This is a genomic window from Rhodoferax sp. GW821-FHT09E07 (assembly GCF_059416145.1).
The window spans coordinates 1-16,519 of the sequence record NZ_JBWKOP010000013.1 but is presented as its reverse complement, the minus strand read 5'-3'; the positions used below and the strand labels follow the sequence as shown (position 1 = coordinate 16,519).

General features: G+C 53.4%; 15 protein-coding genes. 9 read left to right on the top strand and 6 right to left on the bottom strand.

Annotated features, from left to right (window positions below; all coding sequences use genetic code 11):
• Positions 1–66: 66 nt before the first annotated feature.
• Entirely contained in the window at positions 67–936 is an 870-nt protein-coding gene (locus tag AC07OE_RS20160) for an HDOD domain-containing protein (protein ID WP_495072344.1), read from the top strand.
• A gap of 20 nt (positions 937–956) precedes the next feature.
• On the opposite strand, the gene AC07OE_RS20155 is transcribed toward AC07OE_RS20160, so the two are convergent.
• The 6 genes from AC07OE_RS20155 to AC07OE_RS20130 form a co-directional block, all read right to left on the bottom strand.
• A complete protein-coding gene (locus AC07OE_RS20155) occupies positions 957–2,384 on the bottom strand; it encodes an ATP-binding protein (RefSeq protein ID WP_495072343.1) in 1,428 nt (475 codons plus the stop codon).
• Positions 2,381–4,495, bottom strand: coding sequence for a PAS domain-containing protein (locus AC07OE_RS20150; RefSeq protein ID WP_495072342.1), 2,115 nt, complete (start codon positions 4,493–4,495; stop codon positions 2,381–2,383). Before AC07OE_RS20150 ends, AC07OE_RS20155 begins: the two co-directional genes overlap by 4 nt.
• 102 nt (positions 4,496–4,597) lie before the next feature.
• Positions 4,598–5,458: an HDOD domain-containing protein gene (locus AC07OE_RS20145; protein ID WP_495072341.1), complete on the bottom strand. Its 861-nt coding sequence runs from the start codon at positions 5,456–5,458 to the stop codon at positions 4,598–4,600.
• Between the two features lie 205 nt (positions 5,459–5,663).
• On the bottom strand, positions 5,664–7,796 hold the full coding sequence (locus AC07OE_RS20140; protein ID WP_495072340.1) for an EAL domain-containing protein: 2,133 nt from the start codon (positions 7,794–7,796) through the stop codon (positions 5,664–5,666).
• A gap of 3 nt (positions 7,797–7,799) precedes the next feature.
• Positions 7,800–8,957, bottom strand: a complete 1,158-nt coding sequence (locus AC07OE_RS20135) for an FIST signal transduction protein (protein ID WP_495072339.1) — start codon at positions 8,955–8,957, stop codon at positions 7,800–7,802.
• Positions 8,958–9,090: 133 nt separating this feature from the next.
• The gene (locus tag AC07OE_RS20130; RefSeq protein ID WP_495072338.1) at positions 9,091–10,158 is read right to left on the bottom strand and encodes a GGDEF domain-containing protein; all 1,068 of its coding nucleotides are present in this window, start codon (positions 10,156–10,158) and stop codon (positions 9,091–9,093) included.
• A gap of 447 nt (positions 10,159–10,605) precedes the next feature.
• On the opposite strand from AC07OE_RS20130, the gene AC07OE_RS20125 reads away from it, so the two are divergent.
• The 8 genes from AC07OE_RS20125 to AC07OE_RS20090 all read left to right on the top strand — a co-directional run bounded on the left by AC07OE_RS20125 (position 10,606) and on the right by AC07OE_RS20090 (position 16,445).
• Positions 10,606–10,755 carry a DNA-binding protein gene (locus AC07OE_RS20125; RefSeq protein ID WP_495072337.1) on the top strand — a complete coding sequence of 50 codons (150 nt, stop codon included), beginning with the start codon at positions 10,606–10,608 and terminating at the stop codon, positions 10,753–10,755.
• A complete protein-coding gene (locus AC07OE_RS20120; RefSeq protein ID WP_495072336.1) occupies positions 10,697–11,047 on the top strand; it encodes a DNA-binding protein in 351 nt (116 codons plus the stop codon). Before AC07OE_RS20125 ends, AC07OE_RS20120 begins: the two co-directional genes overlap by 59 nt.
• On the top strand, positions 10,950–11,645 hold the full coding sequence (locus AC07OE_RS20115) for a hypothetical protein (RefSeq protein WP_495072360.1): 696 nt from the start codon (positions 10,950–10,952) through the stop codon (positions 11,643–11,645). The genes AC07OE_RS20120 and AC07OE_RS20115 overlap by 98 nt, the downstream gene beginning before the upstream one ends.
• 162 nt (positions 11,646–11,807) lie before the next feature.
• Complete coding sequence (gene iteA / locus AC07OE_RS20110; protein ID WP_495072335.1) at positions 11,808–12,974, top strand: anti-phage ATPase IteA; 1,167 nt, start codon at positions 11,808–11,810, stop codon at positions 12,972–12,974.
• Positions 12,943–15,225, top strand: coding sequence for a S8 family anti-phage peptidase IteS (gene iteS, locus AC07OE_RS20105; RefSeq protein WP_495072334.1), 2,283 nt, complete (start codon positions 12,943–12,945; stop codon positions 15,223–15,225). Before iteA ends, iteS begins: the two co-directional genes overlap by 32 nt.
• Before the next feature lie 21 nt (positions 15,226–15,246).
• On the top strand, positions 15,247–15,399 hold the full coding sequence (locus tag AC07OE_RS20100; RefSeq protein WP_495072333.1) for a hypothetical protein: 153 nt from the start codon (positions 15,247–15,249) through the stop codon (positions 15,397–15,399).
• Between the two features lie 14 nt (positions 15,400–15,413).
• Positions 15,414–15,938 (top strand): hypothetical protein, encoded by a 525-nt coding sequence (locus AC07OE_RS20095; RefSeq protein ID WP_495072332.1) that lies wholly within the window; start codon positions 15,414–15,416, stop codon positions 15,936–15,938.
• A gap of 171 nt (positions 15,939–16,109) precedes the next feature.
• Positions 16,110–16,445 (top strand): DUF2513 domain-containing protein, encoded by a 336-nt coding sequence (locus tag AC07OE_RS20090; protein WP_495072331.1) that lies wholly within the window; start codon positions 16,110–16,112, stop codon positions 16,443–16,445.
• Positions 16,446–16,519: the final 74 nt, after the last annotated feature.

The window sequence follows — 16,519 nt, the reverse complement described above, 5'->3', positions numbered from 1 at the left end:
AAATGGTGCGGCTAGCAGAGCGCTTCTGTCTGCAGTAATGGAATTCCTAAAGCAGAAGGAAAAATGATGCGACCAAGCTTGGAACAGGCTATTGCAGCCGTTCAGCAATTGCCGAATTTGCCAAGTACCACGAGAGTGGTCTTGGGGTATTTGAATGATGACGACGCAGATATCAATCATGTCGTTCAGGCCATTGCACGGGATCAAGGGCTAGTCGCCAGGGTTTTGCGAATAGCGAATTCACCTTTCTTTGGGTTACCCAACCAGGTACAGACCATCCATGAAGCCGTGATTGTTTTAGGTTTTTCAAACCTGAGGCTGGTCGTCACTGCAGCCATGATGACCGCACAAAAATTCCCCGGGCTGGCGAGTGGCGTCGAGGTACAAAGGCTGTTTCGTCACAGTATTGCGGTGGCCATATGCGCTTCGGCAATTGGACGGAGCAACAAGCTCAATCCGAACCTTTTGTTTCTAGCGGGTATCTTGCATGATATTGGGAAGCTGGCGCTGATGGCCACATACCCTGCGCAATATGCGGAAGTGCAATCATTGCGAGAGTCCGGCAATCTATTGACTACCGATGCGGAAGAACAGGTATTTGGTTTTAATCATGCGACGATCGGGGCGGCCTTGTGCCGACACTGGCATCTGCCCGAGGCCATAGCGGTAGCGATCGGCGACCATCATAGTTTCGGAGGAAGTCGCGACTCAGACTCCAAAGCCGATGAATACAGCGCCTTCGCCGAGGTCATACATCTCGCAGACGCAGTGGCACTTGGGCTTAATTTGGAATCTGACCCTTTGGCGACAGTCCCTCCTTTGTCTGAGCGTGGCTGGAATCGCCAGATGGTGCCTCACGAAAAATTAGCCATAGACCTCAAAGAAATAGAGGGGTTGTACCAAGAATTGGTGGTTCTGATAGATGGTCACGCCTAAATAGCGCGCAGGCGCGCTATTTAGGCGTCGACTGGCGGTGAAGCGTCTCGTGCTGGCGTCCTGCGTATGGGCAGCGTCACTCGAAACCTGGAGCCTTGGCCCAAGGTGCTCTCCACATCAATGCGGCCGTGATGTTTTTGCACGATGCCATATGCCAAGGAAAGCCCGAGCCCCGTACCCTTGCCAACCGGCTTGGTGGTAAAGAAGGGCTCAAAGATGCGCTTCTGCGTATCGAGCGGAATACCTGCGCCGGTGTCAACAACCTCTAGCCATACCTCCTCACCTGCGGTGCCTGTGCGTATTGTGATGCGGCCACGCTTTTCGCCGATTGCGTGCGCGGCATTCACCACAAGATTCATTACCACTTGGTTGATCTGCGATGCGAGGCATTCGACGTCAGGAATTTCGCCATACTCCTTGACCACATCAGCCTTGTACTTGACCTCGCTCGCCACAATATTCAATGTTGAATCGATGCCATCGTGCAAATTGGTCCATTCCCATTCCTGCTTCGAATCAACGCGCGAGAAGTCCTTCAAGTCCTGCACGATTTTTCGCACCCGCACTAGGCCTTGCTGCGATTCGCGCATCAGCACGGGGATGTCTTCTTTCAAAAAGTCCAACTCGATTTCTTCGCGCAGTTTGCGCAGCCGGGCTGCCACTTCGGGCTGTGCCATGCTGCCCAGCGCAACCTCATACGCGTCCAGCATCTGGAACAGCTGTGCCAGGTAGCCTTCAAGCGTTCCAAAGTTAGAGAAGATGTAGCCAATCGGGTTGTTAATCTCGTGTGCCACACCTGCCGCCAATTGACCGATGGAAGCCAGTTTTTCCGACTGCACCAGCTGGCCTTGGAGGTGTTTTCGCTCTCCAATCTCCAGTTGCAACGCTTTGTTGGACTCACTTAGCTCACCGGTACGTTCGCGCACTGCTTGTTCCAAACGCGTAAGGTATTCAGAGGCGTCTTGTGCCATCTGCCACTTGGCGGTCAATGAAGATGCGAGTTGGGAGACTTCGATGGCATCAAAGGGTTTCTTCAGAATAAGCAGCCTGTCGCGCACATCCAATCGGGACAGCACCTCGGTCCACGAGGTGTCAGCATAGGCGGTGCAAATCACGATCTGCAACCGCGGGTCGACCTTCCATAAATGCTCTATGGTCTGCACTCCATCCCAGCCTGGAGGCATGCGCATGTCGACAAAAGCCATCGCGTAGGGGCGTTGCTCTTGTAAAGAATTCTGTACCTTGGCCAAACCTTCTTGGCCTTGGTAGGCTGATTCGAGCACGAAAGTCTCGGCAGTATGGTGGACTTCGTCACCAAACAAGGCCAGCTCAACCGCGTTGAGTTGGACCGATTCAGGTAACAATGGCGCCAGCACCTTGCGGAAGTCCTCGTGAATGGCTGGCATGTCGTCAATCAGCAGGATGCGCCGGTTGGGCGGGAGATTCATTGAGAGACCCCTTCTGGAGTGGCAAGGGGAATGTCAAGGGTGAAGATGGCTCCCTGTCCAGCTCCGGAGCTGTAAGCAGTCAGGCTGCCCCCCATTTCTTGCGCAGCCAGTACACAGCTATGCAGACCAAAACCGTGTCCGGTTTTGCGGGTCGTAAAACCATGGGCGAAGATGCGCGTCAGATTCTCGGGAGCAATACCTTCGCCGTTGTCGGCTACGGTAATGCGCAGAAACTTCCCCTGTTTTGTGTCCACCAGACGAGCCCCCAATGTGATGATCGGCTGGGCCAAGTCCTGGCCACCAAGAGCTTGTTTGGAATTTCCAATCAGATTGACCAGAATCTGCAACAGCCGATGGCGGTCCAGTAGCAGCATGGGTAGATTTTCAAAGTCTTTGACAATCTGCACCTTGTGGCGCTCCAGCGCGCCGACGTTCATACGCAGAGCATCGTCCACGAGTTCGCTCCAGCGCACCGGTTCGACGACGCTCGGTGAACCAGCATGCGATTGCTGAGTGGCTACGACCTCCTTGATGTGGTCCACGCTTTTGCCGAGCAGGCCCAGCTCCTCTGCCATGGCCGCTTGCTCTACCACCAACGTTTGTGCCAGCTCACGCAAATATACGGGCAGCAATTTTCCCCGCGCATCATGCACAAGAAACGTGCCTAAATCGCTGACATGCTCGTCCATCAGGCTCACTGCACGCGTCAGCCCCTTGAGCTTGGAGTTCCGAAGCAACCCGTCAAGTACCCCCACAGACACATTAACGCTGTTGAGAATATTACCTACGTTGTGCAGAACATTGGTAGCGATTTCCGCCATACCTGCTAAGCGGGAGGCGTCGACCAGTTTCTTGTGCACCTCTTCAATCGTCTTCTCCGCCTGCTTCAATTTAGAGATATTTTTGGATGTACCAAATGTGCCAATGATGCGCCCCTCCTTGTCATACCAGGGGCATTTGGTCGATAGGTGCCAGTCGGCATACCCATCTGGATGTATTCCGACGATTTCGCTTTTTTCAATCATTGGATGTCCGGTGCGCAACACCTCTTGTTCGCTCTTCGCGAACTCAGCCGCCTTTTCTTCGCCATAGAAATCAGCATCAGATTTACCGATTGCGTATTCCCTGAAAACTTCCACACTCTGCAGATGCGGTGGCGGTGTGGTGCCGGGGAAGGTCTCGTTGTGTCGGCTAAGCGAAACTTGAAAAAGACTCTCTGCCTCAGACCGGCTGAGCTGTACCAGACGCGATTGCAAGTCCTTGAAGAAAAGAGAATCGGGCAGATTGTCCATCAGCGTGGCCAACAGATCGCGCTGATAGGCTAATTCAGTTTCAGTCTGCTTAATGAGAGAAATATCCTTAGTGATACCAAACGTGCCAATAATGGTGCCATCGTTACTGCGCAGTGGCATTTTCGTCGTCAGTGCCCAAGAATCCGGCCGACCATCTTGCCAAGTTTCTCGTTCCACTTTGTTGACAATGGGCTGTCCGGTGCGAATGATTTCCTGCTCGTCTTCGAAAGCAGGACGTGCATGTTCTTCAGAGAAGATATCGAAATCCGTCTTCCCCACCAATTCATCCGAAGACGCCATGCCAAACTGACGGGCTTGCGCGGTACTGCATTTGATGAAGCGGGACTTGATGTCCTTGAAATAGATATGGTCTGGAGAGCTGTCAAGTAGCGCCCGAAGCAAGTCTCGTTCGTAGACCAGTTTCTCCTCGGTTTGCTTGCGCTTGGTAATGTCGTGAGATGCCCCTTGGACTCCGACAACGGTGCCAGCGGAATTCCGCTGGGCCTCGCCTATGCAACGAACCCATTTATGTCGACCTTCAGCGGTAAGTATCTCCAACTCGAGATCAAACGGCGTGCCGTACTGAAAACATTTTTCAAAGGCTTTGCGAATTGCGACTTGCGATTGCGGGGCGTAAAAATTGAAAACCTGCTCAAGTTCAAGTGCAGCATCCGGCGACACGTCATGGATTGCACGAATCTCATCCGACCAGCTAACTTGGTGAGTCGGTAAGTCAACAGTCCAACCACCAAACTGCGCGATACGTCCGGCCATATGTAGCAGGGGCTGATTCAGAAGACTTTCTTTTTCAGAGCTCATATTGGTACACGGTGCGTTTGAAAATTGCGCTCATCATTCGTCGCGGTTCATCAAGGTGAAGGCTTTCCGCAAGACTAACCTTTGTCGATGGTCCCAGGTAATTCAAAGCAAGGAGACAATATGTGTGTCCTCAAACATAGATTTCATGTCTCTGAGCGCAGGTAGAAGATCTTCCAAAGTGCTCCCCAGCCGTTGCTGCACAAAGACTGGGAATTCCTCAACATAGGTGTTTCCCGCAAAACCAAGCTCCATTTTTTTGCTGAGCTGGTTGGCCGCAAACACACAGGCACTGAGGCTAGTATTTCTGAGTTCGGGGCCGTACTGGTACCGGATGGCTTCAATCAACTGGTCGGGAAACTGCCATTTCTCAACCAGCATCGCCCCGACAGTGGCGTGGTCCACGCCGATGACCTTGCGTAGGGTCAGATGGAGTGATTCACCGTTCTCTAGGCTATTTCGAAGGGCGAGGCGAAATTCAACAGGTTTGAATTGTGCCAATACGATTTTTCCAAAGTCGTGCAGCAACCCGGTTATGAAGCAATCGACCGGGTCTGCGCCCGGTACTCTGGATGCCAAGTACTTTGCAATTGCTGCAGTCGACAGGCAATGTTGCAAGTACGGCTGCACCTCAAATCCCGCAGCGTTCTTCTGGGGCAGCGCGCCGATTGCCGCAATAGCCACGGCCAAGTTCTTGATGGTATTAAAGCCCAAATAGACCACGGCATGGTCTAGGGAGGAAATTTTCTTCGGAAGACTGTAGTACGACGAATTGACTATGCGAAGTATCCGCACCGTCACCACCGGATCCTTACCAATTACCTGAACAAGATCCTTCGGCGTGCAATTGATGTCCTGAGTCAAGACCAAAATTTTACGCACGCTCTCGGGAAAGGCGGGCATTGCTTCAACGGCCAAGACAAGCTTTTGCGCCAAAATGGTGCTCATCGAAACGTCAGTTTCCATCATTGTCTTTCCTGCATTGGACCAATGATATTGGATGTTGAATCGCAACGAGTGTATTTTCTTCAATCGCCGCTACTTAGGCATTGAGACTTCTTGGTAAGACCGCTATGCCCACGTACATGTCGGTGCCAATCCAATAAATAGTCCAAGTTATTGTCCGCACCCCCGACCTGTCAAGATTCAAACGGCGCCAACACGCAGCTCATCAAACACTGATGACCTGACTCTTGTTTTCATGAGGATGATTTGCCATTTCGTCGGACTTATGCTTCTCTTTTAATCTCAACAGCTCGGTCAATTGTCGATTAACGGTTGCCAGTTTCTGATTCGAAGTCGATACCTCAAGGTTCAATCGCCTATTTTCGTCTGCTAATTCTTTGCTTCTAAAGGCTTCTTCAATGGAATTCCGCAGTTCACCGTCATTCCATGGCTTGGTTAAGAACTTGTAGACCGAACCTTCATTCACGGCCTCGGTCACTGTCTGCAATTCAGTAAATCCCGACAAGACTATACGGACCGTAGTGGGATACAGGTTTTTTACAGTCTTTAAAAACTCAACGCCGGTCATTCCAGGCATCCGATGGTCGGAAATGATGACGTCGACAGCGTGCTGGGCTAGCACATCCAGTCCAGCTTGCCCACTATCGGCTGTCAATATCCGCAAGTCTGCCTGTCTGAAGAGGCGCTGTAACGCGTGGGTAATATTGGGTTCGTCGTCCACCAAAAGTAGGGTTCGTTTCGGTTTCGCGAAGCGCAGTAGCTCGTCAGGTAATCGCTTGTTCTGCACAAGAAGGTCGCGGACATCCCCTCCACCCATGGGTTTACTAAACAAATACCCCTGGATTTCGTCGCACATGTTATTTCGCAGCAGATCGCACTGTGCCGCAGTTTCAACGCCTTCCGCTATCACTCGGATACCCAAACTGTGCGCCATTGAGATGATTGCCTTGATGATGGTGACACCATCAGCGGTGGCGCTGTCGCGCACAAATGACTGGTCGACTTTCAGCAAGTCGATGGGAAAGCGCGTCAGGTAGGCTAGGCTTGAGTAACCCGTTCCAAAGTCGTCAATCGACATTTGCAAGCCAAGAGACTTCAGACGATGCAGAATGCCGACAGATTGCTCGACGTCATCCATGACCAGACTCTCGGTCAGTTCAATTTCAAGGTACTCTGGCTCCAGGTTGGTTTCGGCGAGGACGGAAGCAATATATTCGACCAAATCGGGTTGCGCAAACTGTCGGACCGACAGATTTACTGCCATACGGATTTTTCCGAGCCCCTCCCGCTGCCAAGCCATGCACTGCTCACAGGCGGTCCGGATAACCCAGGCGCCGATGGGTACGATTAATCCGGTTTCTTCGGCCACCCCAATGAAGTTCGCCGGTGCCACCAAACCCCGCTCCGGGTGATTCCATCGGATCAAGGCTTCCACGCCAACCACACAACCGCTGCATAAATCAACTTGTGGCTGATAATGCAAAACAAACTCTTGGCGTTCTATTGCCAACCGAAGTTGGCTCTGCATAGCGAGTCTGGATTCGATTTGGGCGCGTTGCTCCGGCTGGAAAAATTGAAACTTATTGCGTCCAGTTTGTTTTGCGTTGCCCATCGCAGCACTAGCCGCTCTCAACAGTGCCTCGCTGTCCCCGCCATCTTGTGGATACAGGCTTACGCCGATACTGCAGGTTACTTGCAATTCCTGGTCTGCCAATACGATTGGAGTCGAAACGGACTTTAGAACTCGCTCCAATAGTTCGATAAGCTGTCCATCAATATCCTTGGCCAATATTCCGGACATCCGATGTAGGTTGCTCCCCACATCCGGTGACATTGTCAATGCAATTGCAAACACATCGTCACCCAATCTCGCTACGGTATCGCTTTCCCGTACGCAGACACTCAATCGGCCACTAATGATTCTCAATAATTCATTGCTGGCGCTATTGCCCAGACTATCGTCAATTGCTTTGAAATGATCGAGCCCCAACACAAGAACCACAACAGGTTGCATTTGTCGCTGTGTACTGGCAATTGCCTGCGTGAGGCGATCTACTAAAAGTCCTCGCTTTGCAAGTCCTGTCAAATCGTCGAAATTGATCAATCTTGTCAGTTGCGATTCGGCCGCCCGCCGCGCCTCAAGTTCGCCGAATAGGGCCCGGTTCTGCTCCAACATTTCCTGTGACGCAATCTCCAGAGACCGCTCTATCATGGCGCGGTCATTGTCCGCTTCGTAGTAAAACTTGTCGATTTCAGCCAATAGGGGGGCCATCTCCGCAGGGAGATCCTCAGCCTTCCCGAAACAACGTTTAATTTGACGAAGGAGCAGGCGATGCATCAATCAGTCTTCAAGAAAGGTTGTGATGGTCATCGTTTGATTGTGAAGTTCGCAGCTATCTCCTGCCATGTGCGGAGAAATTTCACCGTAGGAATAAAACCCTGCCAGTATGGTGTCGTCACCCAAGACTTCCCGTACCCCTTCAATTTCTTCGTCAATTCTCTGCTTAAGAACCAACTTACGCCCCACGCAGCTCACGAGTAAGGCCAGTTGGGCAGACTTGTTTTGCAAGGATTGCGTACTTAGTCTTGCAGCTTGTGACGCACCGTCGATCAAGCGGTCGAAGTTGGCCTTCATCAGACGCACATGCCCGCCTTCTGGCATGTCGCCTGCGAATGTCATGCTATTGTTTGTCTCGTCAATGCCGAGGATGGTACGCACCACGCCGCCATTGGATTGAGGCGCAGCTCCACTGCTTTCCGGATAGCGTAGAGCCAAGGGAAACAGTAGCCCAGTTGCCGGTAGCCCAGCCGCTTGATCACCCAAGTAGCGCTTATAGAGCGCCAATGCCGGTTGACGGTCTAAGTCGAACAAGACGTTGCCTTCCGAACGTGTAATCTGGCGTTCGGGGCCAAATGGGTCCCAACCACCCAAAGACCCATAGCCTATTTTGATGCTTTGACCATATAGACCCACCGCCACAACTTGGCCATCGGTCGGAACGTCATTGGCGCACACCAGTGTTTTTTGAAAATTTGCTCCGTCGGCCGCCAATCCGCCTGATACTTCAACCGCTGGTGGAAGACAGTCTTTCATGCCACGTACCAGCGCAGTTCCGTTGACTCTTAGTCCGTCCGAGAACACCAATACGTGAGCCAAGTCCAACGGCGGCAAGGACTTTGCCAACCGCTGGCCCGTCGGGTAACTTTGAGACGATGCCTGAATAGTTGCCTTGGCGAGCTGTAGCTCTGTGTGCTCGAAGTTCACCACTGTTACGACCAGAGTGTCATCCCGCACATTTGTGCCTTCAATCTCGCCAGCAGTGGAGCAGCCAACTATCATTGCGTCTGGGAACGCCTTACGAATCGCAAAGAAATTGGCGCTATCGTCTAGCAATGTGGTAGTGCCAAAAACCATGACGAGCTGGCTGGCAAGGCATGGGGGTGGATTCTCAAATTGCGGAAGAGAGCCGACAGTGAACACATATTGAGAAATATTCATGGTTTGCCCCATTTTGTCAACCGCAACGATCAACGCGCTGCACCACTGGCCCCCAAATCGCCACTTCGCTAGCGAGAATGAAAAGTCCGTAAACGACGCCTATCTATTTCAGATTTTTTCTGGCACCGATCATTCATTCTGTGCCAGCTCGAGCCCACACTATTTGATTGCGGCCTTGGGCTTTAGCCGCATACAACGCGGTGTCTGCACGCGCCAGTATCTTTTCAACAGTCTCTCCACTACAATATGGTGTTACACCGATAGAGACGGTCAGCCGTAAGCAATCGTTGCCAACGGTAATTTTCATCTCCGCTACTTTGCTAAGAACTCTTTCCAGGCAGACCTCGCCAACTGAAAAGTCCGTGTCTGTGAGCAAAATTACAAACTCCTCTCCACCCCAGCGAGCGAGTGTGTCATTGGTTCGAATATTGCCTTGCACCACGGACGCAAACATTTGTAGGGCACGGTCGCCTTGTTGATGCCCATACTGGTCATTAACCCGCTTGAAATGATCGATGTCAAGCATGGCCAAAAGAAGTGGAGACGATGTGCGCTGCGCGCGTTGTGCCTCGTCATGAATTTTCTCCAGCATAAAGCGGCGATTGGCCACCCCGGTAAGCTCGTCGCGGGTGGCAATTTTCTTTATTTGCTCAAAGGCGGAGGCCAATTGATTCTTCTGACTTCGCATGTGGGCGCTCATTTGCTGCAAGCGCCAAGTCAAGAAGGTAGTAGCCGACAGCACTACAAACAGCATGAAAACATAGGCGATAAAGAGCCCTGCAGTCTCATCGGTGTTTGAGTGTTGCAGCGAATACCAAGCACCGAATCCAAACAACGTCAAACCATATACCGCAACCAACATGACCTGACGCATGGATAGGCCGAACATGCCAAACATCAAAATGACAGACAAAATTGGTAGGGTCACACCACGGCCATGGCCTGTGATGATGAACGCTGCAGCGTTACAGGCGATGGCGTAAAGCATTTGCACAAATGCAAGAGAAGGGTCTGCCATGTGCGAAGATAAACCACTGCGAATCAGTACGTAGATGACGACCAGCCCTGCAATGGAAAGCGTGGCCCAAGTGTCAATATCGTGCATGCCGTCGATGCCTACAGCGCGCAAAAAGTAGACCACGCCGATGCATGCCAGCATCAGCACCGTGGCCAGAAGGAACTGGCTGGTGCGGATGCGCATAGGTTTGTGCTCGCCCAGCAAATAGTCCAAGCTCCGGCATGGCCGTGCCTTTGAATTCGAAACGTACATCTTTTTTAACGGCCCCTGATGGGCCTCCCTTGCGCGGACTTGCAACTGCGAATGCCAAATTCGCCCGGTTTGGCGTTGATTTTGACTGCGATCCAACATGCATAGAGAGGGAAAAACGGACCATTTAAGGATCTTTTCGAGCAATCGGTTCGCTTCGCTGGCTCTTTGCAACATGAATCACCCAAGCTTCTTAGGTGATATTGAGTCTCATGGGTATTGGGTAAAACGGTCTGTGGAATGCGTATTTACGTTTCCCGGCCTTTACATTCAATAATCCACCATTATCAAATCTCAATTTATCCAAATTTTCGATCTTGATTTCTCTTAAATTGGTACGTATTGTCGTGGTATGTAATTAGTATTAAATAAAGGTGGGTCATGGCCAGGTCAGGAATTTACAAATCTGAGGTTGTACGGGCACGCAGCAAGCTGCTGGCCACTGGGATCAACCCGTACATCGACGCCATACGTGCGGAATTGGGTACTGGATCCAAGACCACCATCCCATCGATATTTGAAAGAAATTGAAGAGGAAGAAGGCGGCACAACAGGCACCAAAGTGGCCGTCAGCGAGGCCATCCAAGACCTGGTAGGCCGCTTGGCAGCCCGTCTGAATGAAGAGGCGGATGCCCGTTCGACCGAGGCCCTGGCTGTCAGCGCAGCCAGCCTTGCTTGGGTTCAGAAAGAAAATACTGCGCTAAAGGCAGACGGTACGCGGCCAATTGGAACAGGCACAGCGCGGCCTCGCTGCCGAAAAGGCCGATCACACCAAGACCCAGAATGCACTGTCGAGCAAGACACTGGAGGTCACGGAGCTTAACCAAAGGGTCCTTGGCTTGCAGGAGCGGCTGGAGGCGGAAGAGCGACACCGCCAATCCCTGGAAGAAAAGCACCAACATGCCCGTGAAGCCTTGGAGCACTTTCGCACCTCTGCCAAAGAGCAGCGGGAGCAGGAGCAGCGCCAACTTGATCAGCAAGTCCAGTACTTGCAGTCCGAGCTGCGCAGGGTCACCGACACCTTGGCCGGCAAGCAGCAGGACCTCATGCGGGTCCAGCAGGAAGGCGTTCGACTGACTGGAGATCTTTCTCGGGTACAAGCGGAACTGCACCAGGTCCAGGAAGAGCTCAGAAGACTGCGACCGCTAAAGGATGCGCTGGCGTTCGAACAACGACGAACCGAGGAATTGGGGGAAAAGTTGGTTGCTGAGGTGGCGACCAATCAAACCCTGACGACCAACGCCGGCGAGATGCAGAGCAAGCTTGCGGCGCTAAAAGCTGCGAATCAAGGTCTGGAGGTGGATTTGGCCGTGGCAAAGGCTGCAGTAGTAGCTCAAGAGGGGATGATGGCGAGCATGCTGCAGCGCTTGGGCGCAACGACTCCCTCTGCAGAGCCAGACGACGCAAGTAGCTCGGCTTAGCTGCCGCGCTACTGCTTTTGAGGGAGAAATTCTCACGACTTCTACGCTGACTCCAATAAACACACACTGAAACAATATGCGAAAAATGCGAAACAAAAACGCTATATCACGCAACAGATATACGATAAACTGAAACAGAAATACAAATTTCCGTTTCAAACAGTGCAGCATCTCTCCGAAGTTCTCAAGATTCTCGACGGCGCGCTCAAAGCAAACGCCAGCATGGCCAGCAATTACGCAGGCTTGCTGGCAGACAAGCTTGAGCAGGACGGCGAGCGCCAACAAGCCCGCCAATTGCGGGAGCGTCTGGCACGTGCCCCAGTGGCGCTGGTCTCGGCCCAGGATGCAGGCCATGGCGTCAGTCTGGGACAACTACCTACCGACAATGAAAGCCGCTTGAATACCGTCGATGTTAGTCGCCCGCGCAGCCTAGACATTGACCTGGTGATGCCCAGCGCCATACAGGGACGTCTAAACGAGTTCCTTCAATGCGTGCGCCACTACGACGCGTTGGCCAGAGCTGGTGCCGCTGTACCCAGTCGGCTTTTGATCTACGGCCCCCCTGGTACCGGCAAAACACAAACAGCCCGTTGGCTGGCGGCTCAGTTGGAGTTGCCATTGCTGACGGTGCGGTGTGACACCTTGGTGAGTAGCTTGCTGGGGCAAACCAGCCGCAATCTGCGTCGGGTTTTTGACTATGCCGAGCAAAATCCCTCCATCCTTTTCTTGGATGAGTTTGACGCCCTAGCTGGTGCACGCGGCAACGAGCGTGATGTGGGAGAACTCCAGCGCGTGGTCATTGCTCTTTTGCAGAACATTGATGCCTTGCCCGACAGCACCATTCTTGTAGCCGCCACCAACCATGAGCAGCTCCTGGACGCGGCCATCGGTAGAAGATTCGCCTTTCACCTGCCAATGCCTTTGCCGGACGCAGCATTGCGCATGACCCTTTGGCAACGGTGGTTGGATTCGTACGCTCCAGACGGCATGGATTGGAATGAGCTCAGCAACCTGTCTGAGGGAACGACCGGCGCGGTCATTGAACATGTCTGCATGGACGCCAAACGTACAGCGATTCTGGCTGGCCAACCCTTCATCGAAGAAAGTGACCTGTATCGGCGCTTGGGCCTAGCCCAGGCATTGGCCTTGGGTGAGCGCTTGAGCACCACTGAGCAAGAGATCGTGTGGCTGCGCCAATGGGCTCCGGACCGGTTCTCGCTGCGGGCACTGGGCGCAATGTATAGCCTCTCCACCCGCAAGATCACCAGTATCATCCAAGCGGAAAAGGGAGAGAACAATGGCAACAAAAAAGGGGCCCGCCGCAGGTGAGGCCGCGGCCGCAATACCCAGGCCGAATGAAGCGAATCCATTTGTACTGATTCCGCACGCTGCGGCGGACCTACAGAATTACGAAGCGAACGGTGGCGGCGCCACCGAGCTTGTGCCAGTCACTCCAGCCCTGCGCCAGGAGTTGGTTCAAACGCTGCAAGGTGCTCGCGCGGAACTAGCAGGCAATCTGCAGCGCTATCCCAATTTGCACAGCACCCTGGTCTTCAGGTTGCGGGAAAAAGGTATTGCCAAATCACATCGTCCTGTGCACCTCGTGGAGCGGGCGGGCCTTGGGTCAGCTGGTCACGCGCATCTGGACGAAATGTTGGTGGGATGTTCAGCTGCGGGTTTTCAGCAGCTTGAACAGTTGATCCGCCAAGGCAACACAAAAGTTCTCAAAGCGAATATCAGTACCATCCTTCGGATAGAACCCTGGTCACGGCAACGGCGAAACCCTGAGGGGTCTTTGGCGTTAAGGCAGAGCGGCCAAGCATTGGTGAGACTTGTTCGTTTCTGGAATGACCAAGCCACCGTTGCAGCACACACCGATCTACTGGCACTACTTCAACTTTTAGATGTGAGGTTCAGTGTTTTGAACGGCACTGGCCCGGACGTTCTGTTGAAACTCGAAGACTTGGACGCGGTCCTCGATCCTGTGCTGGAGATGATCCTGGATCACCCCGGTATACGCTCGGTCAATGCCGAGCCTATGGTGCAGCCGGTTGCGACAGGAGCGCCGGGATTCGCCCTGCCGGCTGCGCCCGCGCTTGGCATTCCCCAAGGCGATCTGCCCACCGTTGCCGTTTTCGATTCTGGTACGGGTGCTGGCAACGCAGCGTTGACACCCTGGATTGCCAGTCGGGACATCTACGTTTTACCTCCGGACACCGACCATGTGCACGGTAACGCTGTGGCATCCCTTGTAGCCGGGGGAGCCGCGCTGAATCCGACTTTTGCCTGCCCTCCATGCCTGGTCCATGACGTCACGGCCCTGGAGTCGGGTGGCAGCCGGCTTTCGGACATAGTGGAGCGCTTGCGCGGCGCGGTGAATAAGCGTCCCGACGTCAAGGTCTGGAACCTCTCACTAGGGGTCAACGCACCGTGCGATCCCGATCAGTTTGGTGAGCTGGCACATGTCCTAGACAACTTGTCTGACCAACATGGAGTACTTTTTGTCGTGGCGGCAGGCAATTATCTGGATGCACCACGGCGCACGTGGCCACCGGATGCAGCCATGACACTAGATCGCCTGTCGACGCCAGGCGATGCGGTGCGAGCGTTGACAGTGGGCTCCATCAGCCACGCGGATTCGCCTGATACGTTGAGTAGAGCTGGGGAGCCGGCTCCATATTCGCGTCGCGGGCCTGGACCTGTTTTCACACCTAAACCAGACATCGTTCACCACGGTGGCAATGTGCATGCGCCGTGGAGAGGTGGTGCCGCGTCTACCAACGTGCTGGCACCCAATGGGGCTACTTACGCAAGTTTCGGCACCAGTTTTGCGGCTCCCTTGGCGTCGGCCATGACAGCCCATGTCTGGCAGTCCTTGCTTGGGCACGCAACTTTGCAGGCTAATCCCGCGCTGGTGAAAGCGCTGATGATCCACGCTAGCCAACTGTCAGGCCCTGCCTACACGGGATGGGAGAGAAGATACTTCGGTGCAGGTCTGCCGCAAGATGCGCTGAGTGTGCTGTTTGACCGCGACGACAGCTTTACCCTGGTATTCGAGGCCAGCCTTATTCCTGGCGCTTGGCGCTGGAGAAAATCGAACTATCCCATACCCGCCGTTCTCCGACACGATGGGAAACTACGCGCTGAAGTCATCATCACCGCGGCCTATGCGCCACCACTGAACGCCAACTACGGCGCGGAATACGTCCGAGCCAACCTGGAGTTGGGCTTTGGTGTGGAAGATAAAGACGGCTTCAAAGGCAAGGTGCCCTTGTTGGGCGAAGAAGGAACGACAGGATACGAAGCCGAACAAGTGGAATATGGCGGCAAATGGGCACCGGTCAAAGTACACCGGCGTAAATTTCCGCAAGGGGTGTCTGGAGACAACTGGGCGTTAAATGCGAAGTTGATGCTTCGCGCCTTTGAACCACCTCTGCAGGAAGCGCTGCGAGCCTACATTGTGGTGACCTTGCGTGCTACCGATTGTGATGCCAGGGTGCACACCCAAGGCCTTCAAGCGCTGCAGGCCACCAACTGGGTACGTCACCAGCTACCTGTGCGTGTGCCTATTGTTGTGTAATCGTGACCGAAGAGCATTGATATGACTGACCCGAAATCCGAAATCAACGCTGAATCAGAACAGGAGGTCGGCGTGCCCCACTGGGTGAAAGTGTTTGGCTACGCTGCCCTCGCTCTCATCGTTCTTGTCGTCCTTCATCTTTTCTTCGGCGGCGGAGCGGCCATGCACGGTTGACTACCGTCGGGCGTATGAACATGCTCATGACTCCCTACACGCGCAAATTCGTACTCACGGCGCATGTAGTGGCATCCGTGGGATTGCTTGGGTCAATCGCCAGTTTTTTGGTTTTTTCGATCGCTGGTATCGCTACCGAGAACATCAATGTCGTGCGGTCTGTTTACCCGGCCATGCAACTGATCACTCAGTTGGTGATCGTGCCCTTGGCATTGCTCTCGGTACTGACCGGAGTGGTTCAATCCCTTGGAACCCCCTGGGGTTTATTTCGACACTACTGGGTGGTCGTCAAACTACTGATCACCGTGTTCGCGACCATCATCTTGTTGATCAAAATGCCGCTGGTGGCATTCGCGGCACATCTGGCCACCGGTGCAACTTTGCATGACGCATCGCTGTACGCTGCCGGTCTGCAATTGATGGCGCACGCTTCAGCGGGGTTGCTTGTTCTGTTGGTGCCTATGGTGCTTTCAACTTACAAGCCCAAAGGCCTGACTAAAAATGGAATGCGGCAACGGCGGGCTGCTCGCGCTGCATAGCTGAATCCCTTGCAGAGCCATTGCCGGATGCGTGCGCGATGCTTATGAGCGATTTCTGGCCACCCGGCTGTCGCTCGACTCAGCTGGAATGAGCAGAATTCGCACGTTTTACCTTTTCGAGGGGATGGGCTTATTTAGCAGAGTTGTACGAGTTCAAACAAAGGCAAAAGAATGAAACGCGACATGGATTTGATCCGGGAACTACTGTTGAAGCTTGAAGCGCTCCCCATTCGACAAGGCGGCGTTGTCCACATTACGTTGGATGAGAACGATCCTGGAGATGATTTGCGAGTTGAAGGTTTTACGATTGATCAGATCGAATATCACCTGAATCTCATTGACGAGGCTGGCTTGATCGTAGGTGCCGGCAACAGGCCAATGAGTGGGATTTTTTTCAGATCTCTGTCCTGGGAGGGCCACGACTTTCTGGACTCAATCCGTGACCCAGAGGTTTGGAGAAAAACCAAGAATAGCGTAAAGGAAGTTGGTGGGTTTACGTTTGAGTGAATCGCCCCGGGTTTCCTAGACAGACCTGAGTCTCAGGAAATATTGCTTCTCGAACTCTACAGGAGACAGGTCAT